18 protein-coding genes and 1 pseudogene are annotated in these 24,341 nt (G+C 50.7%); 6 read left to right on the top strand and 13 right to left on the bottom strand.

Annotation, left to right across the window (positions count from 1 at the left end; all coding sequences use genetic code 11):
* Positions 1-2 precede the first annotated feature (2 nt).
* The 3 genes from CMUST_RS02105 (at position 3) to CMUST_RS02095 (ending at position 4,725) form a co-directional block, all read left to right on the top strand.
* Complete coding sequence (locus CMUST_RS02105) at positions 3-941, top strand: ABC transporter permease (protein WP_047261129.1); 939 nt, start codon at positions 3-5, stop codon at positions 939-941.
* Complete coding sequence (locus CMUST_RS02100) at positions 938-2,821, top strand: ABC transporter ATP-binding protein (protein ID WP_047261128.1); 1,884 nt, start codon at positions 938-940, stop codon at positions 2,819-2,821. The genes CMUST_RS02105 and CMUST_RS02100 overlap by 4 nt, the downstream gene beginning before the upstream one ends.
* A gap of 203 nt (positions 2,822-3,024) precedes the next feature.
* Positions 3,025-4,725, top strand: a complete 1,701-nt coding sequence (locus tag CMUST_RS02095; protein WP_047261127.1) for an ABC transporter family substrate-binding protein — start codon at positions 3,025-3,027, stop codon at positions 4,723-4,725.
* 57 nt (positions 4,726-4,782) lie between these two features.
* On the opposite strand, the gene CMUST_RS02090 is transcribed toward CMUST_RS02095, so the two are convergent.
* From CMUST_RS02090 to CMUST_RS02040, 11 genes and pseudogenes are all read right to left on the bottom strand, one after another.
* The gene (locus tag CMUST_RS02090; RefSeq protein ID WP_047261126.1) at positions 4,783-5,313 is read right to left on the bottom strand and encodes a DUF421 domain-containing protein; all 531 of its coding nucleotides are present in this window, start codon (positions 5,311-5,313) and stop codon (positions 4,783-4,785) included.
* A gap of 71 nt (positions 5,314-5,384) precedes the next feature.
* A complete protein-coding gene (locus tag CMUST_RS02085; protein WP_047261125.1) occupies positions 5,385-6,887 on the bottom strand; it encodes a hypothetical protein in 1,503 nt (500 codons plus the stop codon).
* Between the two features lie 228 nt (positions 6,888-7,115).
* Positions 7,116-7,919 (bottom strand): TrmH family RNA methyltransferase, encoded by an 804-nt coding sequence (locus CMUST_RS02080; protein WP_052844477.1) that lies wholly within the window; start codon positions 7,917-7,919, stop codon positions 7,116-7,118.
* A gap of 176 nt (positions 7,920-8,095) precedes the next feature.
* Complete coding sequence (gene tuf, locus CMUST_RS02075) at positions 8,096-9,289, bottom strand: elongation factor Tu (RefSeq protein ID WP_047261124.1); 1,194 nt, start codon at positions 9,287-9,289, stop codon at positions 8,096-8,098.
* Positions 9,290-9,612: 323 nt separating this feature from the next.
* Positions 9,613-11,685 (bottom strand): elongation factor G, encoded by a 2,073-nt coding sequence (gene fusA, locus CMUST_RS02070; protein ID WP_047263287.1) that lies wholly within the window; start codon positions 11,683-11,685, stop codon positions 9,613-9,615.
* A 285-nt stretch (positions 11,686-11,970) separates the two neighbouring features.
* Complete coding sequence (gene rpsG, locus CMUST_RS02065; protein WP_047261123.1) at positions 11,971-12,438, bottom strand: 30S ribosomal protein S7; 468 nt, start codon at positions 12,436-12,438, stop codon at positions 11,971-11,973.
* Positions 12,439-12,443: 5 nt separating this feature from the next.
* Positions 12,444-12,815, bottom strand: coding sequence for a 30S ribosomal protein S12 (rpsL, locus tag CMUST_RS02060; RefSeq protein ID WP_047261122.1), 372 nt, complete (start codon positions 12,813-12,815; stop codon positions 12,444-12,446).
* 316 nt (positions 12,816-13,131) lie between these two features.
* Positions 13,132-13,860, bottom strand: a complete 729-nt coding sequence (locus CMUST_RS02055; RefSeq protein WP_052844476.1) for a hypothetical protein — start codon at positions 13,858-13,860, stop codon at positions 13,132-13,134.
* An 80-nt stretch (positions 13,861-13,940) separates the two neighbouring features.
* Positions 13,941-14,795, bottom strand: coding sequence for a sugar ABC transporter permease (locus CMUST_RS02050; RefSeq protein WP_047263285.1), 855 nt, complete (start codon positions 14,793-14,795; stop codon positions 13,941-13,943).
* Positions 14,796-14,818: 23 nt separating this feature from the next.
* Positions 14,819-16,141 carry a carbohydrate ABC transporter permease gene (locus tag CMUST_RS02045; protein WP_236690187.1) on the bottom strand — a complete coding sequence of 441 codons (1,323 nt, stop codon included), beginning with the start codon at positions 16,139-16,141 and terminating at the stop codon, positions 14,819-14,821.
* 293 nt (positions 16,142-16,434) lie between these two features.
* Positions 16,435-17,675: pseudogene (locus tag CMUST_RS02040) on the bottom strand (extracellular solute-binding protein).
* Between CMUST_RS02040 and CMUST_RS02035 the strand changes: the two are divergent.
* Both CMUST_RS02035 and CMUST_RS02030 read left to right on the top strand, forming a co-directional pair.
* Complete coding sequence (locus CMUST_RS02035) at positions 17,638-18,117, top strand: hypothetical protein (RefSeq protein ID WP_144414101.1); 480 nt, start codon at positions 17,638-17,640, stop codon at positions 18,115-18,117. The pseudogene CMUST_RS02040 and the gene CMUST_RS02035 sit on opposite strands and share 38 nt — an antisense overlap.
* Before the next feature lie 173 nt (positions 18,118-18,290).
* Positions 18,291-19,889, top strand: a complete 1,599-nt coding sequence (locus tag CMUST_RS02030; protein ID WP_047261120.1) for an alpha-amylase family glycosyl hydrolase — start codon at positions 18,291-18,293, stop codon at positions 19,887-19,889.
* Here the strand turns inward: CMUST_RS02030 and pulA are convergent.
* Together pulA and CMUST_RS02020 are read right to left on the bottom strand one after the other, a co-directional pair.
* On the bottom strand, positions 19,886-21,805 hold the full coding sequence (gene pulA, locus CMUST_RS02025) for a type I pullulanase (protein WP_047261119.1): 1,920 nt from the start codon (positions 21,803-21,805) through the stop codon (positions 19,886-19,888). The two genes, CMUST_RS02030 and pulA, sit on opposite strands and share 4 nt — an antisense overlap.
* A gap of 384 nt (positions 21,806-22,189) precedes the next feature.
* Positions 22,190-23,290 carry an ABC transporter ATP-binding protein gene (locus tag CMUST_RS02020; RefSeq protein WP_047261118.1) on the bottom strand — a complete coding sequence of 367 codons (1,101 nt, stop codon included), beginning with the start codon at positions 23,288-23,290 and terminating at the stop codon, positions 22,190-22,192.
* Between the two features lie 275 nt (positions 23,291-23,565).
* Here CMUST_RS02020 and CMUST_RS02015 point away from each other — a divergent pair, with 275 nt between their 5' ends.
* Positions 23,566-24,339 (top strand): DUF1707 SHOCT-like domain-containing protein, encoded by a 774-nt coding sequence (locus CMUST_RS02015; RefSeq protein WP_047261117.1) that lies wholly within the window; start codon positions 23,566-23,568, stop codon positions 24,337-24,339.
* Positions 24,340-24,341 lie beyond the last annotated feature (2 nt).

Raw genomic sequence — 24,341 nt, 5'->3', positions numbered from 1 at the left:
CTATGTCTGACGCTAAAATAAATCAAACAGAAGTTGAAGTTAAGGTCACAGCGGTTACAGCACAAGACGAGGCCGAAGTTGTGCGCGGTACATCGCGTTTAAAGCTTTACGTTCGGCGTTATTTCCGAAATATTTTCGCCGTTGTCGGACTTTTAATTCTTTTCGCACTGGTTGTTTTCGCTTTCGTTGGCGAATGGTTGTCGCCTTGGTCCTTTGACGATCCTGACTTCCTGAACCTCTCTACCGCACCTTCTGCCGAGCACTGGTTTGGCACCACCGAAGCTGGACACGATCTGTTCGCCCAAACAGCACATGGCCTGGGTAGATCCTTAGTTATTGCCATTAGCGTTTCGTTAGCAACTTTAATAATTTCGTCTATTGTTGGCGCTGGTGCTGCACTCTACGGCGGCTGGGTAGAGAAGGTTGTTCTCGCCGCAATTCATTTCCTACTCGCTATTCCCAGCTTCCTTCTCATCGCTCTGATTGTCTCTGATTCTGGCGGTGATTGGCGCTTACTCATCGTAGTGCTAATAGCTTTTAGCTGGATGTTCTCTGCTCGTGTCATATGGTCACTTTCCCTCTCTATTCGTGAGAACGACTATGTTCGAGCAGCTCGATATATGGGGATTTCCCGGCCGAAAATCATCATTCGACATATGCTGCCGAACATTGGTTCCCTTTTGGTCATCCAGTTTGTTCTTGGGACAGTTTCAGTTGTTATGTCTGAGACCGCACTCTCCTTCCTCGGTTTAGGCGTTAAGCTTCCTGACGTTTCGCTTGGTACGCTGCTCACTGGGGGCACATCGACCCTAATAACAGCTCCATGGACATTCTATTTTCCCGCTGGAGTTCTTACGCTACTCACTGTGTCGTTAGCACTAATCGCAGATGGTTTGCGTGACGCTATAGACCCAAATTCGAAGTCCGGAGGAAAGGCATGACCTCACTTGAATCAACTAGCACTCAACCAGTGCTACAAGTAACAGACCTTAACGTTTCTTTCCCCTCGGAAGCCGGAAAAGTCTCCGCGGTCCGCGGAGTAAGTTTTGACCTTTATCCTGGCCGCACCCTCGGCATCGTCGGCGAATCCGGATCTGGAAAATCGGTAACTTCGATGGCGATCATGGGTCTTTTACCCCAGTACGCTAATGTGTCTGGTTCAGTAAAGTTCAATGGCGACGAGCTAATCGGAAAAACCGATAGTCAGATGTCTAAAATCCGCGGTAATGGCATTGGAATGATCTTCCAGGATCCGCTGTCAGCGCTAACGCCAGTTTTTGATATCGGAACACAACTAGTTGAAGCTATTCAGGTTCATCAAAAAATCAACAAGCAACAAGCAACAAAACAAGCCATTGAATTACTTGATCTTGTGGGTATTAAAGAGCCAGACAAGCGAATTCGATCTTTCCCACACGAATTTTCTGGAGGTATGCGACAACGGGTAGTCATTGCGATAGCGATTGCTAATAACCCCCGTGTTTTGATCGCAGACGAACCGACCACAGCTTTGGATGTCACGATCCAAGCGCAAATCCTTGATGTCATTAAGATCGCTCAACGCGAAACAGGTGCTGCCACTATCATGATCACTCATGATATGGGTGTAGTTGCAGGTATCGCAGATGACGTAATGGTCATGTACGCTGGCCGTCCAGTCGAGAAAGCTGACGTTTATACCCTTTTTGGTAAGCCACGGATGCCCTATACCGTCGGATTATTAGGGTCAACACCTCGCCCTGATGTTCCTGCAACTGAACCACTGACCCCGATTGTGGGTAACCCTCCAATACTGGTTTCGCTAAAGGATGAATGCCAGTTCGCAGTCCGCTGTCCGGTAGCTACAAGCACATGCACCGCAAAGGAACCTATCCTTGCTGCTTTGGCCGATGAGCCTAACCACTTTGCTGCCTGTGTACGGTCGAACGAAATTCATGACGGAATGATAAATGGCGAAAAAATGTACAAGGCCCCAGCCATGAGCACTGATGTTTTAGCGGGCATACCACGATCCGAACGAAAAGTCACTCTTGAAGTTAAAAACTTAAAAAAAGAGTTTCCTCTGATAAAAGGGGCCCTGATTAAGCGCCGTGTAGGAACAGTGCATGCTGTTAACGGTGTTTCGTTTGATATTCGTGAAGGCGAGTGCATGTCAATTGTTGGTGAGTCTGGTTGTGGAAAGACCACCACGCTTCTCGAAATCATGGATCTGAATCCAAGCGACGGTGTTGTTGTTTTGAATGGCCAACTCGCATCTGAGATGACCTCTACTCAACGTCGGGCGGCCCGAAAAGACATCCAAATGGTGTTCCAGGATCCCATGAGCTCTCTGAACCCACGTCTTACTGTTCGTGAGGTCATAGCGGAGCCGCTTCAGTCCCTGGGATATGACGGCGATATTGACCACCGCGTTCAGGAGTTAATGAAACTGGTTGGACTTGATTCGTCTCAAATTGATCGTTTCCCAGGTCACTTCTCTGGCGGACAACGCCAACGCATTGGCTTAGCACGTGCATTGGCAACCAATCCGAGTGTCATCGTCCTTGATGAACCAGTATCAGCTCTTGATGTCTCAATTCAAGCTGGCGTTATAAATCTCTTAGATGATTTGAAGCGCAAACTAGGATTGTCCTATCTTTTTGTGGCTCATGATCTCTCTGTAGTTCGTCATTTATCGGATCGTGTTGCAGTTATGTACAAAGGGGAATTCGTGGAAGAAGGTACCGCTGACGAAATCTTCGATAACCCGCAACATGAGTACACCAAGAAATTATTAGCAGCGATCCCGATTCCCGACCCAACAGCTTCAGATCGACGCTAACCTCAATGGGGGATTCGCCTGTGTTTTCTAGAGCTGAATCCCCGGCTTGACTAAATTCGAGGATTTGTCCTCATGGATTCCGTCTCCTTCAAAGACTCGGGATCCATGAAGAGAGATTCTTTACATTGATTCAAAAGAAGCTCTGGATTTAACACTTAGTTAAATCTAACCCCGTCCCAACCCACACAGATAGGAGATGCGACATGAAGCGAAATTTCCGTGTCAGCGCAGTAGCCGCATTGTCTGTCCTAGCGCTCGGCCTTGGTGCTTGTTCCAATACTGGTACCGATGGTTCCAGTTCTAGCGAAAAAGGCGGCGCAGCAGTTGAAATCAAACTAAGTGGTGATTACAACCCACTAGAGCGCGACCAGATCAAAGACGGCGGCGAGCTTACACTCCCCCTTGACGAATTCTCGGAACAGCAAAACCGTTTCCATGGTAATGCCACCCGGATGTCTACAGATTTGTGGAAGTGGTACAACCCGCAGGTAACACTGATGGATGGCGATGGCACTTGGCACGCCAATCCGGATTATCTAGTTGAAACCAAAGATGAAGTAGTTGACGGTAAGTTAGTTCTTACTTGGAAGATCCACCCAGACGCAGTTTTCAACGACGGTACCCCGATTGATTGGACGGCGTTTGAGACTACTTGGAAGATGAATAACGGTAGTAATGAAGAAGTTGTTCCTAACGGTACCGATGGCTATGAGTTAATTGAGTCCGTAGCTAAAGGTGCTAACGACAAAGAGGTTGTTATTACTTTCCAAGGAACCTATCCATGGTGGCAGGGACTATTCGGATACGTCCTACACCCAGCTGTTTCTGATGCTAAAACCTTCAACGAAGCGTACCTGAATAAATTATTGCCGGAATGGGGTGCGGGTCCCTTCACTGTAGACACCTATGATGCCAAGAACGGCACCGTAACCTTCGTCCCGAATGATAAGTGGTGGGGCGATAAGCCAAAACTGGATAAGGTTCATTACCGGTATATGGAAGACCAAGCAATGATTAATGCCTTCCAAGCCGGCGAAATTGATGCTGCAGGTGTTGGTAATAAGGACAACTTGGCTAAAGCTAAAGCTATGGGCGATAAAATCGAGATCCGTGGTGCATTGCAGCCAGCAAACTCGCTCCTTACATTAAACGGCCAGGCGCCTATTCTCTCTGACATTAAGGTTCGCGAAGCTATCTTGACGGGTTTTGATCGCTCTCAGATCGCGGCTATCCGTTTTAACGGATTGGATTACGAAGAAAAACTACCAGGATCCTTCACTTTCTATCAGACACAAGAAGGTTATGAGGACAACCTTGGTCAGGTACTCAGCTACGACCCTGAAAAAGCTAAAAAGCTCCTTGATGAAGCTGGTTGGACCGAAGGTTCTGATGGTGTTCGTGAGAAAGATGGCGAAAAGCTTTCGCTACGTTACACCGTTGTCGGAGATTCGCCGTTGCTAAAGGGAATGGCATCTGCTACTCAAAAAATGCTCAAGGATATTGGCGTTGAAGTGAAGGTAGAGGAACGACCAAGCTCCGATTTCTCTAAGATAACTACTGAAAAAGACTTTGACCTGTTCCCCATGGGCTTCTCTTCTTCCGATCCATTCGGCGCCGCATACTTTGGACAGACCTGGCTTTCTGATTCAGAGCTAAATAAATCGGGAACTGGCACGCCAGAGCTCGATGAAAAGATCCGGGCTCTTCAGAAACTTCCGACTGCTGAAGAGCAAATCGCTGAAGCTAATAAGTTGGAAAAAGAGGCTTTTGCTCGGTTCGGTATCGTACCGATTTACAATGGTCCACAATTGGTCGGTGTTAAGAAGGGTTTGGCGAACTTCGGTGCGCATTCTTTCGCAACCCTACCACGTGAAGACATCGGCTGGGCTAAAGACGCCAGCTAAATAACCGCCAACGGCCGGGGTTTTGCTACCTAATCGGTGCAAGCCCCGGTTTTGGTTTTATGGATATAGATACTCCACGCCTGCGACCCCTTTGAGTAAGTCAGGGTCAACGGGTTCGCCGGTCCGGAAGATGGAGAGCTCGCCGGTTGGTTCAAGTATCATCAACTGCACATATTTCATGTTGGGGATTCCCGCGCGGCGGACCGCGTGCTTGATGTCAGAGCGGGAAATGTGGCTTTTGCGGATCTGTTTCATGATAATTTCCCCATGCGCGACCACTACTTGGGGCCGACCGTCCAATGCCGCCCGAATTGGCCCGACGCCACGTGCTATGCCAAAGACAGCTTCCAGCACCATTAGGGTTATAAGACCGATAATTCCTGCGGCTAGCGTGGGCGGGTGGCCGACGATAACTCGGCCAGCAACTGCCCCGAACATGACAATGACCACCGCATCAAAGGTGGTCATTTTTGCTAAAATCCGGGAGCCAAATACCCGTACCGACACCAAGAAGGCGAAGTAGATTCCTACCCCACTCATAACAACCACGGGGATCCGCCATGGTTCAATGGTCAATTGGGTTGTCATGAATGTCAGTAGCTGGTCCACATGTTAACTGTACCGCCAAGGTTGTGGGCAATACAGTTAACCGCACCGGTTTAGAACTTGAAAGCGCGAGGCAGGAAGTTCAGGGCACCAGCGATCAAGGCACCGATTAAGCCCAGTGCTCCAACAACACCCGCCACGATCTTCCACACGCTTGACGACGAGCCGCCGCTGGGCGGATTATTCTTCTCAGTAACATCCAGCGCCGCGAAGGCTGAGGCATTACCGAAGGTTGCCCCAATGATCTTCAGCCCGGTGGTAGTAGGTGTATAGGTTGTGCTGTAGACATTGGTTTTCCCTTTGCGCATTACTTGGACGGGAGAACCATCGATAGTTATCTGAATTGATTCTGGTAGGTTTTCTGGAATTCCGTTCGCAAAATTTAGCGTCACTTCAATCGTTGTCGTGCCACCGATGGTAATGGTGCCTGGTCTCGGATTCACATCTATGGATTCAGGATTGACTTGAGCGCTGCCAGCTTTGTTTTCAGCGACAGTGTTCAGCCGCAGCTTTGGACTTGTAAGCCCTCCAACCCGCGCAAATAGATCGACGAAACCACCGTCGAAATACAGCTCATCACTTCGGGCGGTAAATTCGAATCGAAAAATTCCGTTTTCGTCTGTTAAAGCCTGCGCATTGGAATATGAGCCTAAATGTTCATCGGAATCAAGGATGATCGGCACGTCTTTTGGCGCTGGTTTACCGTTTTCTTTTAAGGCCACGCCTGTCAATGTATTGGACTGGTTTAGTACAGCAGTCCGTACACTTTCGCCAAAGTTGAGGAAACGTATAGCAGCTGCGTCTTGGGAAACTATATTTACCGTTGGGAATGGAGACTGGAACGATGCCGGTATGCAGCGAAGAACTACATTAAGGCGCTCATTACCATTGATTGCGGTTCCCGCTGCTGTCAATGTCACTGAATTAACGTCTGCAAGATTGCTAGTTTCTGGCAACACAAACTTTAGTTCCCGTTGCTCGTTTTGGGCTGGAACTTTCAAAGTAGTGTCTGGAAACTTCACGTTCACAGCATCGCCGACACGAGTCCCTTGAATACCTTTGGGTTCTGTAATCTTGGCCAGATCATCAAAGGACGCTACATCATCGCTGGTTGCTCCTCCGGAAAGCGCAAGTACCTTCCCGCTTTGCGTGACGATACCACCTGAGTTAGGTGCAGCCTCCGCTGCGAAATTATCGACTCCCGACGGGTTCGGTAGGTTGATGCGAGCATGCGAGATTCCAGTTAGTTCTGGGTTTGTCGAACCAGGAAGCCTGCTAGGGAATGATACCGATAAGTTCTTAATCGCGTAGTCAAAAGGATCAGCGATACCGACATTGACAAGCCGCGACACGTTTGCGGATAGCCGCACTGGGAAAGCGGAATGAGTGAAAAAGACTTTGTTCGGATTCGAACCGCCTCTTGTGATTTCGCAGCCGAAATTAATCGATACGTCGGATTTTTCCATCGCAGAGGCCACGGTTGGGAGATTGATAATACTTGCACCAACTATAGGCACCAAAAGAGCGGCGATTTTGTGTTTGAAACCAAACGCCATTTAAGTGTCCTTTCAATAAGCTGACTAGATGAACATACGTCGTTGACAAAACTGATTTAACTTAAGCTATTATCAGTTTTCAAAATCGACAGCAGTAGGCCACACGCCGTGGTTGAGCTGTATTTACTTCAACACAGAACCAAGGTCAGCTATTCCCAGATTTTCAAAATCTATAAATAAACTTATGCGAATATAAATTTTCGCATTGTGCTGCGCCCTCCAAGCAACTTAACGCCGCCGCTCGTGCAGTGCTATAGCCGCTGCAACCGAGACGTTCAGCGACTCTATCGCAGGGTTAATACTGATGCGATAAGACGTGGTGGCGACGTCTTTCATCACCGCAGATGGCCCTGTTTTTTCGCTCCCCAAAACGATTGCAATCTGCGAGTCTTGTCTGCTTATCTCAGAAATATCTTTTTCCGATCCGCCATCAAGAACCACGAAGGGAATATCATTCTTCCGCGCGTGCTCAATAATTTCCGCCCGGTTTGCCACAACAACGGGGATGGAAAAGACGGTTCCGCGGCTAGACCGAATCAACCGGCGATCAACTAGGTCTGGGATATCACTTTCTATAAGAACTACTCCCGCAGCACCAAAAGCACAGGCATTTCGCACGATGGCACCGATATTGCCCATCAGGCGCACGCCATCTAAGACAACAATGTCGCCAGGCCGGTCAAATACGGAGGTGAGGTTCGGGCGATCATGCCATTTGGCTAGAGCAAAAACTCGAGACAAGCGTTCTGAACCAAAAATTTCGCGTACATCCGAAGCTTCCACTTGATTTATATCGACGTTAGCTAGTGACTTTTCTTGGAAAAACTCACTGGACACACGGGCGGTGGAGCTAATGAAGACACCTAGCAGCTCGACCCCCGCTCGCGCTGCCTGGATAATATTTTCTTCATCATCAATGACGAATAATGTGGGATTGAGGTTGCGGTTACGTAACGTTTCTTTTACCCGCACCAGGCGGATATCAGAGGTGTTGCACACTGGTACGTGATTGAGATCATCATTTTTCTCCACGAAGAACCCTTTCAGAAGACCAATTGTGCTTTTCGACGCACACCCGCCCCCTTAACTTACCGCCCCGCAGCTGTAAAGAGCAAAGCAGAATGTAAAAGCCTCCACTTCGCGAACGCGAGGTGGAGGCTTTTAGATCAAGAAAGATCACTGTGCCACATGAGGTGGCGCAAGCGAAATTACTTCAGGATCTTGGTCACACGACCAGCACCAACGGTACGGGAGCCTTCGCGGATAGCGAAGCGCAGACCTTCGTCCATAGCAACTGGCTGGATCAGGGTAACGGTCATGTCGACGTTGTCGCCAGGCATAACCATCTCGGTGCCCTCAGGAAGCTTCACAACACCGGTAACGTCGGTGGTGCGGAAGTAGAACTGTGGGCGGTAGTTGTCGAAGAATGGGGTGTGGCGGCCACCTTCATCCTTGGACAGAACGTAAACGGAAGCTTCGAACTCGGTGTGAGGGGTGTAAGCGCCTGGCTTAACAACAACCTGACCGCGCTCAACTTCGTCACGCTTGATACCACGAAGCAGCAGACCACAGTTGTCGCCAGCTTCGGTGTAGTCGAGAAGCTTACGGAACATCTCGATACCGGTAACGGTGGTGGTGGTGGACTTTTCCTTGATACCGATGATCTCAACGTCTTCGTTAACGTTCAAGGAACCGCGCTCAACACGACCGGTAACAACGGTACCACGGCCGGTGATGGTGAAGATGTCCTCGATAGGCATGAGGAATGGCTTGTCGGTCTCACGAACAGGATCTGGGATGGAGTCATCGCAAGCCTGCATGAGGTCGAGGATAGCCTGGGTCCACTTAGGATCGCCTTCGAGAGCCTTCAGAGCGGAGATCTGAATGATCGGTGCTTCCTCGTCGTAATCCTGCTCAGCGAGCAGCTCACGAAGCTCAAGCTCAACCAGCTCGATGATTTCTTCATCAACGTCTGGGGAGTCACACTTGTTCAGTGCAACGAGGATGTAAGGAACACCAACCTGGCGAGCCAACAGAACGTGCTCACGGGTCTGCGGCATAGGACCGTCGGTGGCAGCAACAACGAGGATTGCGCCGTCCATCTGAGCAGCACCGGTAATCATGTTCTTGATGTAGTCGGCGTGACCTGGAGCGTCAACGTGTGCGTAGTGGCGCTTCTCGGTCTGGTACTCCACGTGGGAGATGTTAATAGTGATACCGCGCTCTTTTTCTTCCGGAGCCTTATCGATGGCGTCGAAAGCGAAAGCTTCGTTCAGGTCTGGGTATGCGTCAGCCAGAACCTTGGTGATAGCAGCGGTGGTGGTGGTCTTACCGTGGTCAACGTGACCGATGGTACCGATGTTTACGTGAGGCTTAGTACGCTCGAACTTTGCCTTTGCCACTAGTTGTCCTCCTGGACTTCGTGGTGGCTACGAAACTCGCAGCCACGGGTTTGATCAGTGCTGTACATTCTAGCTGCTAATTCGGCAGCCTGGCAGCACAGCTATTACAAATGTGCCAATTACATGATCCTAAGCGCCCAGCGCTAGTTTTTCAAACCGCTACCGGAATATTCTAGGAATCTTTCAGGGTAACGGCCGTCTAAAACCTAGAGTGTAACTCAAGGCCTTAGAAGGCCGCTACCCCCATTTTTTTGGAGGTAGCCCCGCTGGCACAGCGGGCGCTTTCCGTTAAGCCGTGGTTTTACTTAAAAACCTCTTGGTTTTTAAGAACCAGTACGCTCAGCAATGATATCTGCGGCAACGTTGGTTGGAACCTCAGCGTAGGAGTCGAAGATCATGGTGTAGTTGGCGCGACCCTGGGTCTTAGACCGCAGGTCACCAACGTAACCGAACATCTCAGATAGTGGGACCTTGGCTTTTACAACCTTGGCACCGGCACGGTCATCCATAGCGTTGACCTGTCCACGGCGGGAGTTGATGTCACCAACGACTTCACCCATGTACTCTTCCGGAGTAATGACTTCAACAGCCATCACTGGCTCAAGCAGGACTGGCTTTGCCTTAGCAACGCCTTCCTTTAGTGCCTGAGAACCAGCAAGTTTGAAGGCCATTTCAGAGGAGTCAACCTCGTGGTATGCGCCGTCAAGCAGAGTTGCCTTGATGTTCACCAGCGGGAAGCCAGCGAGGAAGCCGTACTGCATTGCGTCTTGGATACCAGCGTCCACGGATGGGATGTATTCCTTTGGAACACGACCACCGGTAACAGCGCTTTCAAACTTGTAGATTGCGGACTCGCCCTCTTCCAAGGTCTCTGGTTCTGGCGCGTATGGCTCGAGAGAAACGATAACCTTCGCGAACTGACCGGAACCACCAGTCTGCTTCTTGTGGGTGTATTCGATCTTCTCAACTGGCTTACGGATGGTTTCACGGTAAGCAACCTGTGGGTTACCAACGTTAGCCTCAACCTTGAATTCGCGCTTCATGCGGTCAACCAGAACGTCGAGGTGAAGCTCGCCCATACCGCCGATAACGGTCTGACCGGACTCGGAGTCAAGCTCAACGGTGAAGGTTGGGTCTTCTTCAGCCAGCTTCTGGATAGCCAGACCCAGCTTCTCCTGGTCGGACTTGGTCTTAGGTTCGATGGAAACCTTGATAACCGGATCCGGGAAGTCCATGGATTCGAGGATGATTGGGTTGTTTGCATCGCAGAGGGTGTCACCGGTGGTGGTGTCCTTCAGACCGATGAACGCGTAGATATTACCAGCGCGTGCCTCGTCAACCGGGTTTTCCTTGTTGGCGTGCATCTGGAATAGCTTACCGATGCGCTCTTTCTTACCCTTGGTGGAGTTGGAAACCTGTGCACCTGGCTCAACGATACCGGAGTACACACGAACGAAGGTGAGCTTACCGAAGAATGGGTGAACGGCGATCTTGAAGGCAAGCGCCGCGAATGGCTCGTCAACGGAAGGCTTACGAACAACCTTGGTGGAATCGTCACCAACTGCGTGTCCAACAACCTCACCAATGTCCAGTGGGTTTGGCAGGTAGTCGATAACCGCGTCGAGAAGCGGCTGAACACCCTTGTTACGGTAAGCGGTACCGCACAGCACTGGGTAGATTTCGGAGTTCACGGTCATCTTGCGGATGGCGCCCTTGATCTCCTCGATGGTCAGTTCTTCGCCACCGAAGTACTTCTCCATGAGTTCTTCATCGGACTCAGCAACAGCTTCGAGCAGCTTCTCGCGGTACTCTTCGGCCTTGTCTTGCAGGTCGGCTGGGATTTCTTCGATGGTTGGTTCTGCACCGGTTTCGACCTTGCCGCGCCAGGTGATAGCACGCATGTTTACCAGGTCGACAACGCCGTCGAAGTCATCCTCAGCACCGATAGGGAGCTGAAGAACCAATGGCTTAGCGCCCAAGCGGTCGATGATGGTCTGCACGGTGTAGTAGAAATCAGCGCCGAGCTTGTCCATCTTGTTTACGAAGCAGATACGAGGAACGTCGTATTTTGCAGCCTGACGCCAGACCTGCTCGGACTGTGGCTCAACGCCTTCTTTACCGTCGAACACAGCAACAGCGCCATCGAGAACACGCAGGGAACGCTCAACTTCAACGGTGAAGTCAACGTGGCCTGGGGTGTCGATGATGTTGATCTGGTTGCCGTTCCAGAAACAGGTAACAGCAGCGGAGGTAATGGTGATACCGCGCTCTTTTTCCTGCTCCATCCAGTCGGTGGTTGCGCCGCCGTCGTGGGTTTCGCCCACCTTGCGGTTGATACCGGTGTAGAAGAGGATACGCTCGGTTGTGGTGGTCTTACCAGCATCGATGTGGGCCATGATGCCGATATTGCGGACCTTGTTTAGATCCTTAAGCACTTCTTGTGGTGCCACGATTGTCCTAACTTATGTAGCTGGAGTTCCAGTTTGGCGGAACTCACTACGGGTAGTGTTTGTTCAATTTTGCCAGTGTGTGGCGAAAACTTTACGCACCAACGTGGTAGTTGGTATGACGCGTCTTAAAAGTGACAATAAGACCCAACCAGGAAAGCCTGGCGGTAATAGCCGGTGCGTTCATCTCCGGTTGGGTCATTGGATATCGCTTTTCGACGGTCGTGGCTATGATTACCAGCGGTAGTGAGCGAACGCGCGGTTGGCTTCTGCCATCTTGTGGGTATCTTCACGACGCTTCACGGAAGCACCCAAACCGTTTGCAGCATCCAGAATCTCGTTAGCGAGACGCTCGATCATGGTGTTCTCACGACGCTGACGGGTGAAGGTAACCAACCAACGCAGAGCAAGGGTATTTGCACGAGCTGGGCGAACCTCCACTGGAACCTGGTAGGTTGCACCACCGACACGACGGGAACGAACCTCGAATTCAGGCTTGATGTTGCCGAGTGCCTTTTCCAGGGTCAAAACTGGATCGGTACCGGTCTTTTCCTTGCACTTCTCTAGGGCGCCGTAAACGATACGCTCAGCGACGGACTTTTTACCGTCCTTGAGAACTTTGTTCACCAGCTGGGTAACAACCTCAGAACCATATACTGGGTCGTTAACAATAGGGCGCTTTGGAGCTCTATTCTTACGCATTTAGATTATTTCTCCTTCTTTGCGCCGTAGCGGGAACGAGCCTGCTTACGATCTTTAACGCCCTGGGTATCCAGTGCGCCGCGGATGATCTTGTAGCGAACACCTGGGAGGTCCTTCACACGACCACCGCGAACAAGCACCATGGAGTGCTCCTGGAGGTTGTGACCTTCACCTGGGATATATGCGGAAACCTCAATGCCGGAGGTCAGGCGCACACGAGCGACCTTACGCAATGCGGAGTTAGGCTTCTTAGGGGTGGTGGTGTACACACGAGTGCACACGCCACGACGCTGTGGGGAACCCTTCAGCGCAGCGGTCTTCACCTTTGCAGGCTTATCGTGGCGGCCCTTACGGACCAGCTGCTGAATTGTTGGCATGAACCGTCTTTCTATAATTTTTACATTTCTCACCAGCGAGAAACTAGTGCTTTACAGTTTCGCCTTGGCGCACACCTACCCCGCAAAGACCCTATACAAACGAAAATAGGGGCTCTTTTCCGGGGCCGCTTCCGTGTGTTCCAGCAAGTTAAGAAAACAATCAACAACTGTTGATGTTCCACTTCCGTAATGGGTAATCCATTAGGCAAAACTTGAGGCTCCCAACACATACACATGTGGGACTTCAATGCAGCCTATACAGATTTAGCCACCCAGTCAAATCCAAGCACATGACAGCAGCTATCGCTTGCTTAAGTTACAGCAGACTAGCTGCACATAACATCGCAGGATAGATCAAAAGGGTTACTGGGTGTGGCCACGTGGATTGTGTGTCGAGGTTTTCAGCTCGGTAGTGAAGGAAAATAACTCCGATAGCCGGGCTTATTCCAAACGATGCACCAAACAAGGCGGCTGTCATCATCATGGTGTTTTCCCGGTCATGGAGGTAGTAAAAAACAAGGAAAAGCGCAATGAGCACTACCCCGGTATAGACAAATCCAAAACGTAGCCCAATGTTAAAAAGAACCGCCCACATCAGTGCTGCGAGTGTCACCGCGATCATTGCCGCGATGTAAATAGGGCGCGGCTTGGTTTTGAGGTGATTATCAACAGCCACGATCACGAAGCACAAAACGGTCGCCCACATGAAGTTCTGGCTCGACATATTAAGAAACGTTCCGCTTATGGCCAAGTCGTACGAAATTTCAGTGATGAGACTGAGTCCCACCAGAATGCTTAATAGCCGTAGGCTCAGCCCAAACCGACGAAAACTAACAATAAGCACAAACGCCACGATCGGCAGCGCGGCCCAACTGATGAGCTCAATGAGGATGACTACGGTAAGCGTCGAAAAGCTAGCGGTGGCAGCATCGGCGACGGTGTGCTTTTCCGCGACTATTGCACACACCTGTGCCAGTAAAAATATGCCGATGAGCACAAAGTAGGCCGGAATTTTAAAGCCAGATTGCGAAGCGGTATTGGTCATGATGAGTAGTTATTCTAAGCCACGATATGAAAAATGGGGCATCGTCTTACGATGCCCCATGAGTAGATACGTTGTTCCTTTTATCCCTTAACGGATCCGGCCATCGATTCTTGATAGTAACGCTGCATGAAGATGAACAGAATGACGATCGGAATGGAGACACAGACCGCGCCAGCAGCAAACCGAGCGAACCAGTCGTGGATGTATTCCTTTTCCAGCATCTTCCACAGACCCAATGACACCGTGTAGTTATCCTGGGTGCGAGCAATGGCCTTGGCCAATACAAAGTCGAGCCAAGGGGTAAGGAAGCCGATGATTGCCTGGTACACAATCATTGGTTTCGCGATCGGCAGGATGATTAGCCGGAATACTTGCCACCGGGTACAGCCATCAAGATAAGCGGCTTCATCCAGCGACATTGGAATGGTATCCATGTATCCCTTCATCACGTAGAAGATCATGCCGGAGCCAGCCGAATACACGATGATCAAGGCGATATTTGTCAGTCCGCCCCCAGTGAGGCCGAGTGCTTTAAGAATGAAGTAGATAGCGACAACGGCCATGATGCTGGGGAACATACCCAGGATCAGTGCGATGTTCATGTATATCTTGCGGAAGCGGAACCGCATCCGGGATAAACAGAACGACACGATCAAAACGAAGGTCACTGAGATAAGACAGGTGAAGATCGCAATGATGAGAGTGTTCATGAACATCTTGGGGAAGTTCAGAACGGAGGTTTCCGTAAATAACTGTTTGTAGTTGTTCAGGCTGTATTCCCGAGGGAAGAAGGTGGGCTGGTAGGGTGCGGTGGATTTGTTAAAACTTTCCAAGACCACCCACACGATCGGCATTACCCAGATGATCGCCAGCACCCCGAGGAATAAGTGGGTAGCGATGTCCGCAATCCGACGGGCGGTGCGTTGATTGTGCATTTTTTCGCTGCGTACGGTTCCGGTCACTGGAATCCCTCCTCATTGCGGTACGAGCCGGAGCGGCGATAGGTAATCAGAGCGACGACGCTAAGCACGATGAATGTCAAAATACCGATGACAGCACCAACGTTATAGTCGCCCTTATCCACGGTGAGTTTATACAGCCAGGTAATCAGCAAATCCGTTTTGCCTGCTGAGGCCCCGACTGGGGTGGGGGCACCACCGGAGAGCATGTAGATGACATTGAAGTTATTGACGTTAGCGGTAAACGTAGTGATGAGATACGGCGTCATGACAAACAGCATGTACGGCATGGTGACGTATCGGTACGTCTGCCACCATGATGCGCCATCTAACCGAGCAGCCTCGTACAGTTCGCCAGGGATATTTTGCAAAATACCGGTCACTTGCATGACGGTGTACGGAATACCGATCCACAGGTTAATGACGATAACGGTGACCCTAGCCCAGGTTGCATCGGTAAAAAATGGCAGCGGGGTTTCCGTTAGACCGATTTCCATCAGCAACCGGTTGATTGCACCTTGGGGTTGCAGCATCGAGCGCAGCACCAACAGGGATGCGAATTGCGGCACCGCGATAGACAGCGAGAAGATTGCCCGCCATACCCCTTTGCCCCACGTGGTTTTGCGGTTAATGAGCATGGCTAGGAACATGCCCATGAAATAGTTGAGGAAGGTGGCAAAGAACGCCCAGACCAAGGTCCAAGTCAAAACGCTCAAGAACAACTGCAGGTTGACGGTGCCACCCTCGTTGGAGAATACCTTGCCAAAGTTTTCCAGCCCCACCCATTTAAAGTAGAGCGTGTTTTTGGAGTCGTAGCTAGTAAAAGCCATGGAGATCATGAAGATCAATGGCAAAACGGTGAACATGAGAATGCCCATCGTTGGCAGCGACATCAGGAGGATGTGGGCATCGGAATCAGTGAGCGCTTTGATGTCCTCCACAAAGGTGCGTGCTCGCCCAGTATTGTTAACCTGCACCTGCGCTTTGTAGGCACTTCGGAAGGCGACAGTGGCGAACCAGATGAAAGCTATTACAAGGGCAATAGCGGCTACACCATGTAATAAAACCACAACTGAGGGATCTGATTGGGTATAGACCCAGAATCCGTTTACTTTCTCGCGGGTTTGCTCACCATTGCCGCCAAGCTCAGGAAGCGCTGCAATTTTGGAAAAACCGATGCTGATAAACCACGCGATACTTAAGATTTCGATGGCAAGGAATAGCAGACCTTTAACATACTGCTTGCGGACTATGTTTCCTAGGCCAAAGATAAACAAAGAAAGCTTGGTGTAGAGGTCGCCGTTCATTCGGGCAAGCCCCATGCCATAATCAGCTTTCAGGGTGCAACATTGGTCGCGTTCCAGTGGGTTTGGCACAGTGTTTTTATTCACAACGCCCACCTTCATGGACCTTCTCCTTTCTTGCGAGGAGCATTTAGCTTTTCGACGCTTCCCGCGCCGTCCGCAACCTAAGGCGGTAGCGTCGAAAAGCTAAGTGCTCCTCTATGAAAATTTTTTAAAACCCGAAGCGCCATATCGTGGAAGTCACGGCGCTTCGGGCTAGTAGGTTTTTAGCCTCATGCGGCTAAAACGATGCACAGCGGCGAATGCCTGGCTTACTTATAGCTAGAGAACCAAGCTTCGGTCTTTTCTTCTGCGTTATCAGCAGTTACTTCGCGGTTAACCAGAGCCTTACCAAAGTTTTCGGCTGGCTCCCAGAAGTCGGACATAGCCTTGAAGGTTGGCTGCAGGATGGAAGCGTTGGCAACAGTCTCAAACAGTGCTACTGCCACTGGGTCCTTAGAGATGGTTGCGTCGGAAACCAAGCTCTTATCAGCTGGAACAACGCCGTTCTTTTCGTAGTGAACCTTTTGAGAATCAGTGGAAGCAAGGAATTCAGCGAACATTGCAGCTACCTGTGGCGACTGGGTGTTCGGGTTGTAAGCTACAGCCTTCGAGCCAGAGAATGCCTTGATCTGCATGTCTTCGCCATCCAGCTTGAAGGTAGGAAGCGAGGCGACACCCAGGTTATCGCCGAGCGCCTGCTCAGCATTCTTTGCATCCCATGCTCCGGAGAACACAACGTCAACATTGGAACCCAATGAACCCATACCGGAACCATCAACATCGTTGATGAAGTTCGGTTTTGAACGACCTCAGCCAGATACTTGGTAACAGCAGCTGCCTTATCCCCTGCCTGAACGCCTGCGGATTCATCGAGGCCGTCAGCACCAAAGAAGGTAGCACCAGCGCCAGCATAGAATGCACCCAGGTACCAAGAGTTAGACATCGGGAAAGAAACTTTTGCCTTTTCCAACATGGTGTCGAAGGACTTGACGTCTTCTTCGCTCAACTTGGACTTGTCGTAGTACATGAACCAGGTGTTTGGCTCATATGGCAGGCCATAGTAGTTGCCATCGGTGTGCTTGACGGAGTTAGCGAGGTTTTCCTCGGTTTGCTCTTTGAGCTGCTTTTCACCGTTATCGGAGAGTTGTCCAATGGCACCAGAAGACAGCAACGAGCCCAATTGGTCATTGGCAAATAGGTACACGTCAGCGGCTGCGGACGGGTCCTGGCTTACAGTGTCTGCCGCATCAGCTGCGGAAACAACCGAGTTTTTCCAAGTGATGTCGAGATCAGGGTTAGCTTCCTCGAACTTAGCCTGCATGGTTTGCAGCCAGGCGTCGTTATCGGTCTGGTCCTCCTGAGACGTCCATACGGTCAGGGTTACAGGACCAGTAGCATCGCCGCCACCAGAGGAGGTGGACTCGGAGGAGTCAGAGCAAGCAACCAAGCTTACAGAACCAATGGTTGCCGCCATGATCGCGGCAAAAGCCTTCCGCTTCGTGAATGCCATAGTGAAGTTCACCACTTTCTATTTAACTGGGCCGCAGCGTCAGCGTCGAACCGACGGTGGTCGCGCCGCAGTTGGTACTGCGGTGTGTGCGACCCAACGTATTTTGTTTTTCGAGCACTTTCGTTCTTTGGTGGGATCGCGTTTATTTTCGCAACGCTTCACCACAAAACCCAAAAGCATTCAAGCCTCATTGTCCGATTTAAGCACAGTGATAGCATCAACGAAAAACCGCGAATGCGATCTAAAACACACACCCCAATTTTTATCAATAAAACCCCTTTTCAGGCCGATTTTTAATGAAAAATCTCACACCCGGCCCGCACCGCCTTTTTCCTATTGTGCCAAGTTTTTCCGTGTTGTTTCCCACCCAAAAACACATGCAAAACCTAAACCAAAACCACACAAACCAATAGAACTTTTACTTTTTGCAGAATTTTTGTAACCGATAATCTGCTATTTACCGATTCAGAAAGAAAAATTCGGAAAGGTCATCCGCTTGTATGGCGATAAAACCAACCAATACTGTCTGAATGGTGTTTGATTCGCCGTGGAAAAAGAATAATTCACAACTGGTTATGTGGTGCTGTCGATATCCACAACTTTAAGATCAAAACCATGACCATATTCCCATCACCGCAATTCCAACGCCCAGACTGGTTGGAATCGGCGGTTTTCTACGAGATCTATCCGCAAAGTTTTTATGACACCAATGGCGATGGCATCGGTGATCTACCTGGAATCACCGCGAAGCTGGATTATCTGAGTCAGCTGGGCGTCACCGCGCTGTGGTTAAACCCCATTTTCGATTCCCCGTTCAAAGACGCAGGCTACGACGTTCGTGACTACTACACCATTGCGCAGCGATATGGCAGCCATTCAGATTTCAAAGAACTGCTGGTTCAAGCACACATGCGGGATATTCGCGTTTTGTTGGATTTAGTGCCAGGCCACACCAGTGAACAACACCCGTGGTTCCAGCACAGCGCCCAGGTCGAACCCAATGAGTATTCCGACCGCTACATATGGACTTCGCATGCTTTTGATAATGGGGCAGGTCTACCGTTTATCGGCGGCGAATACGACCGCAACGGCACCTATATTTTGAATTTCTTTAAATCCCAGCCTGCGCTCAACTATGGGTTTAATAACAAAGATCGCCCATGGCAGCAGGACATTTCCGACACCGGGCCCATGGAAAACCGAAAAGCCATGGTTGAGGTAATGCGCTATTGGCTTTCTCTAGGTTGTGATGGGTTTCGGGTAGACATGGCCGATTCCTTGGTCAAGTTCGATGGTGACGATAAGCCTTGTACGATTACCGTTTGGCAAGATATTTTTGCCCAGGTGCGGTCAGAGTTTCCGGACGCCGCTTTTGTTTCTGAATGGGGCAAACCATGGCAGGCGTTAGACGCAGGCTTCGACATGGATTTCTATCTCGACTGGCCCAAGAACGGCTATAACCTGTTATTACGCGATACCGATGACCATTTCGGCGGTACCGATTCTAGCTATTTCGCAGCAGATTCCGACACACCGGCTGATGCGTTTTTCTCCTGCTACCTGCCGCAGGAATCCGCAGCCCGCGAGCGTAGCGGATTCTTCTCCCTCATTTCCGGGAACCACGACACCCCACGAGTTGCTCCCCGCTTGACGGAAGCAGAACGTAAGCTGTTTTTCTTGTTCTTACTCACTATGCCAGGGGTACCGTTTATTTATTATGGTGATGAGATTGGGATGCGCTACTTGGATGTTCCCACCACCGAAGGCGGCTACGCACGCACCGGATCGCGCAGCCCCATGCAGTGGGACAGTCAGGCGGAAAATTTCGGTTTCTCAACCGCTGAAGCCGATAAATTGTATATCTCGGTTGATCCAGACCCGGATGCGCCGAGCGTCGACAAGCAAATCGGTGTTTCAGAAAGCATGCTGGAAACCGTGCGTTCCTTTATCGCGTTGCGGCGCAAGCATATCGCGTTGCAGGCATCAGCTGGTTTTGAGAGGTTAAATACGGCTAATCCCAGGTGCATGGCGTATCGACGGCTGGCGGGGACGGAAGAGATTACCGTTATCATCAACCCTGGTAGCACCCAGGTAACCGAATCCGCATCACAGGGGTGGCCGCTTGTAACGCTAGGCGGCGCAACGATTACGGATATGGTTGTGACGTTGCCACCAACATCGGCGGTTGTTATAAGCCACAACCATTCTGTTTAGGCGGAGATTTGCTCCAGTACCACCAGGCGGAGCGGCGGAACGACGAATTCGTGGCTTAATGAAATATCCACGGGTTCGTCGGATACCGAACCATCATTAATATGGACCCGGTATTTACCGGCGGTTACCGGGTGAGACCAATGATTGCAATTGGCATTGACCAAAACGATCGCATCACGGTTTTTACCAAAGCCGTCGGTTACCCGGAAGCTTAGATGTAAACCTTCGGCATGAACCAAATGCGAGGACGATTTGATTTGTTCGTAGTCCGACTCACGCATCCACTGATACTTTCGCCGGAACCGGTTGAGATCACGCACGAATTTCGTTTCATTCGCATACGTGGCAGCCCGATCATAATCAAAACAATTGATGGAGTCTGGGCTACGGTAGGAATTCTCATCGCCATATTTGGTACGGAGGAATTCCTGACCAGCATGCAGGAATAAAATACCCCGGCCCACATATTGCAAGCTGGTAGCCAACGTATGGCGCTTTGCAATATCATCGTCGCTTGCCCATACCAGAGTGCGGGTGCCCCGAAGCTTGTCAAACATGGTCCAGTTATCGTGCGCTTCGTTATAGATAACGGACTGTGCTGCTTCCAGATAACCACGGTTGGCCGGAGCACCAAGCAGGGCGTCGAAAAGTGCACCGGCGCTCGACTGCGCGCAATCCATGGCACCAGCGCAACCAGAGACAAAACCTGGGTCCGAGGCAGTGAAATTGGAACCCTTGATAATGTCGCGGTAGAAATCGTTAAACATGCCAACTCGAGGCATGAGGTGGCCATTACCTTGGTGTGCACCGAGGATACCTTCTGGATGGTTGCCCATAGCCCAGCCCTCGCCGATGACGATGATGCCTGGATCGATGTCATCCAACGCAGCGCGAACCGCATTCATCGTTTCTACATCGTGGATTCCCATGAGGTCGAAACGGAAACCATCAAGGCCGAAAGTTTTGGCCCAGTACACCACTGAATCGACGATGTATTTACGCATCATGAGCTGCTCGGAGGCGGTCTCGTTCCCACAGCCGGTGGCGTTATGGAAATTTCCGTCCGCATCCATGCGGAAGTAGTAGCCTGGCACGGTTCGTTGCAGCGGTGAGTTTTCGGTCTCGTACACGTGGTTATACACCACATCCATGATTACTCGCAGTCCTTTAGAATGCAGAGCATCGACCATCTGCTTGAATTCCACCACACGTGATACCGGGTTTATCGGATCGGTGGCGTAAGAACCTTCTGGCACGTTGTAGTGCACCGGATCGTACCCCCAGTTGTACTGGGAATCGAAAGAGAGATCTCCTACTTCATCGACGGAACCGAAGTCGAATACGGGCAACAATTGAACGTGTGTGATACCTAAACCGGACAAGTAGTCTAAGCCCGAGGGGTTGCCGTGGCTGGTGCGGGTGCCGGATTCAGCAAGCCCCAAAAATTTTCCTTTATGGGTGATTCCGTTTTCCGGTGAGATCGTCAAATCCCTCACATGTGCCTCATAGATGATCGCGTCGGAGGCGTGCTCAAAACTCGGTAACCGGTGCGTCTGCCCCAAAAGCTTGTCGACGTTGATAACCACGCCGCGCTCACCGTTCGCGGTCACTGACCGGGCGTAGGGATCGACAGATTCCACTCGTTTTCCGTCCGGGAAAGTCAATTGGTAGGTATATTCCACGAGTTCCGAGTCACCAGAAATGAACAATTCCCACTGCCCTCGATCGCCGCGGGTCATGAGGTACGAACCGATGGCAGGACCGGTGTGCAGAATCAGTTCCACGGATTGCGCGGTAGGCGCCCACAACCGGAAGGTGGTGCCCGTTTCATCGTGGATGGCACCGAGTTCGCCATCAAAGAAAAACCGCTCGTTAAACTCAGCGGAATGCAAATCCACATGACTATAGGTTTGCATGCCGATTCCTTTCCTTACATACCTAATTCTTACGTCTTGCCCAGCTTTTAGCCGGGCCAGGTTTTAGGATTAACCGCAGATGAACAGCGTTAAATGCACAAAAGTCACCCAGGAAACCTGAACCTGTCTGATGTCTGTCATTTGCAGACTACTACACAAGGTCTTTTTAGTGACAAACCAACTACCGACAAAAACTCGATTATTTTATACCGGTTTTTCCTTTAAAAAATAAAACCCCACGTACCCACCCACATTTCCCACCACTGGCGACCAACTCAACAACCACGGCACACATGGATTGTGTCTAAACCAAAAAGGAAAGAACACAAAAAACCCGCGGCGTCTGCGGTTCACCAGACGCCGCGGAGACATTGCTTATAAGCTCTAGCCAGGCAACCTATTGGTTGTAGCTGCAGAGAAATTATGCTGACCACCCTCGGTAATGCGAACGTGAACTACAGTGCCAGGTTCCGGAGCGATATTAGGCAGCGCCCGAACCACAATCTGCTGACGTTCACCACTGACCCCGGTGATGTGACCATACAGGTAAGAATCTGAACCCAATTCTTCAACGAAATCAAGCTTCATTGGAATAGTGTTCTCACCTGCTTCGACCAATTCCAAAGACTCAGGCCGGAAACCGATAATAATCTTGCCGCCATCCGCAGAAGTGACCGCATTACGGGTCACATCCGCGACCGGGATCCGAGCATCCCCCAGTGTCGCTACCCCATCAGCACCTAGATCAAAGGTGAAAATATTCATAGCTGGCGAACCGATGAATCCGGCAACAAACACGTTGGTCGGCTCGTCGTAAAGCTCCCGCGGGGCGCCAACCTGCTGCAGGTAGCCTTCATTGAGCACAGCGATCCGATCACCCATGGTCAACGCTTCGGTCTGGTCGTGGGTAACGTACAGCGTTGTCACCCCAAGCTCACGCTGCAAAGAAGCGATCTGCGTACGGGTTTGCACCCTGAGCTTGGCATCCAGATTCGACAGCGGCTCATCCATCAGGAAGACTTGCGGCTTACGCACGATCGCGCGCCCCATAGCAACGCGCTGACGCTGACCACCAGATAACGCCTTAGGCTTGCGATCCAGATAAGGAACGAGATCCAAAGTTAAGGCCGCCGCTTCGACTCGTTTGTTAGTTTCTTCCGCGCCAACACCAGCGATCTTAAGCGCAAAGCCCATATTTTCCCGAACAGTCATGTGGGGATACAGCGCATAGTTCTGGAATACCATGGCAATGTCGCGTTCCTTTGGCGGCGCAGTTGTGACATCCTTATCACCAATCAGGATGCGGCCAGATGTCACATCCTCCAGACCCGCCAACATGCGCAAGGTAGTGGACTTACCGCAACCGGAAGGCCCAACCAGAACCAAAAATTCGCCGTCGGCAATCTCAAGATCGAACTTATTAACAGTTGGCGCTTTCGCCCCGGGATAGACCAAGGTGGCGGCCTCGTAGGTTACAGATGCCATGTCGTTTTTCCTCCATCGGCAGGTACGTGCCGAACGATCCGTAGTGGGAAGTACAGAAAATGTGCAAACGCTTACTAAAAAACGAATGCCCTAATCACTAAAGCTAGCACCCTCTTTCCCGCCTCCGCCAATTGCACATCACACCACCCCACCCTATGTAGTTTGGGTCACTTATTAGAGTCGCTTCTCAAGCTAGACTCAACCTATCCGTCACATTAAGAACTCGGGTATATTGAGAACTAACTGTCCAAACCACATACCTGATTGTGACCACAATGAGCGATAGTAATGCACCGCGTACCCGCGCCAGCAGTTTCCAACGTACAACCGTCTCAAACGCGCTTCGGTTCGCATTCGATGACGGGCAGCTGGATTTCGCGGAATACACTACCCGCAATGAAAAAGCTCTTCAGGCCACCTATCGGGATGAATTACCCACTCTTACCGCCGATCTTGATCTAGGCCCGGGTTTGCCTAAAGTCTCCGATGCTCGGTACCTAGAGTCTGTGTCACAGCGGTTCCAATTGCCGATTATGCCGGATCAAATGCATACCATTCACTCCGGAACCCTAGAACCGCGAGCTAACAGTCAGCCTGCTACCCCTACCCCACCTTCACAATCTATGGCCACCCATGTGACCAATATCGTCGGTAATTTACTAGCGCCGCAAGGCGCTAGTAAAACCGGTAAAACTCTATCTATTTTCGCCGAAAATTCCCGTAGCGGGTCCTGGGTCTGTGCCAGAGAGCACACCGTGGTCTCAGCATTTGGGGAAAGTGTTATTGATTTAACCACCGCTCAATTTGAATCTCCGGTCACCAATTTAACGGCCCTGTCTCTTCTAGGTGAGATCACCATCATCGTGCCGGATACATTCCAGATAAAACAAGATGTTGTCGCCATCCTTGGTGAAGCCAAGATCAAAGACTCCGGCAAAGTCCGACCGATGTCGACCATCCAGGACCCCGATGCCCCCACCTTGGTTATTTCCGGCCTCGCAGCGCTAGGCACAGTCAAAATCAAACGAGTACCTAGCCGCCGCAACTAAAA

The sequence above is a fragment of the Corynebacterium mustelae genome (genome assembly GCF_001020985.1).
In the GTDB taxonomy this organism is placed as follows: Bacteria; Actinomycetota; Actinomycetes; order Mycobacteriales; family Mycobacteriaceae; genus Corynebacterium; species Corynebacterium mustelae.
The sequence above is the reverse complement of the archived record's forward strand: the minus strand, read 5'-3'. Positions and strand labels throughout refer to the sequence as shown.

Excerpts from the sequence above, each read along its gene's own strand:
- rpsG (WP_047261123.1), bottom strand. The coding sequence starts at position 12,438 with ATGCGTAAGAATAGAGCTCCAAAGCGCCCTATTGTTAACGACCCAGTA.
- CMUST_RS02050 (WP_047263285.1), bottom strand. The coding sequence starts at position 14,795 with ATGCACAATCAACGCACCGCCCGTCGGATTGCGGACATCGCTACCCAC.
- pulA (WP_047261119.1), bottom strand. The coding sequence starts at position 21,805 with ATGCAAACCTATAGTCATGTGGATTTGCATTCCGCTGAGTTTAACGAG.
- CMUST_RS02015 (WP_047261117.1), top strand. The coding sequence starts at position 23,566 with ATGAGCGATAGTAATGCACCGCGTACCCGCGCCAGCAGTTTCCAACGT.
- CMUST_RS02030 (WP_047261120.1), top strand. The coding sequence starts at position 18,291 with ATGACCATATTCCCATCACCGCAATTCCAACGCCCAGACTGGTTGGAA.
- CMUST_RS02020 (WP_047261118.1), bottom strand. The coding sequence starts at position 23,290 with ATGGCATCTGTAACCTACGAGGCCGCCACCTTGGTCTATCCCGGGGCG.
- CMUST_RS02085 (WP_047261125.1), bottom strand. The coding sequence starts at position 6,887 with ATGGCGTTTGGTTTCAAACACAAAATCGCCGCTCTTTTGGTGCCTATA.
- rpsL (WP_047261122.1), bottom strand. The coding sequence starts at position 12,815 with ATGCCAACAATTCAGCAGCTGGTCCGTAAGGGCCGCCACGATAAGCCT.
- CMUST_RS02055 (WP_052844476.1), bottom strand. The coding sequence starts at position 13,860 with ATGACCAATACCGCTTCGCAATCTGGCTTTAAAATTCCGGCCTACTTT.
- CMUST_RS02105 (WP_047261129.1), top strand. The coding sequence starts at position 3 with ATGTCTGACGCTAAAATAAATCAAACAGAAGTTGAAGTTAAGGTCACA.
- CMUST_RS02045 (WP_236690187.1), bottom strand. The coding sequence starts at position 16,141 with ATGGGGCTTGCCCGAATGAACGGCGACCTCTACACCAAGCTTTCTTTG.
- CMUST_RS02095 (WP_047261127.1), top strand. The coding sequence starts at position 3,025 with ATGAAGCGAAATTTCCGTGTCAGCGCAGTAGCCGCATTGTCTGTCCTA.
- CMUST_RS02090 (WP_047261126.1), bottom strand. The coding sequence starts at position 5,313 with ATGACAACCCAATTGACCATTGAACCATGGCGGATCCCCGTGGTTGTT.
- CMUST_RS02100 (WP_047261128.1), top strand. The coding sequence starts at position 938 with ATGACCTCACTTGAATCAACTAGCACTCAACCAGTGCTACAAGTAACA.
- CMUST_RS02035 (WP_144414101.1), top strand. The coding sequence starts at position 17,638 with ATGATCGCGGCAAAAGCCTTCCGCTTCGTGAATGCCATAGTGAAGTTC.
- fusA (WP_047263287.1), bottom strand. The coding sequence starts at position 11,685 with ATGGCCCACATCGATGCTGGTAAGACCACCACAACCGAGCGTATCCTC.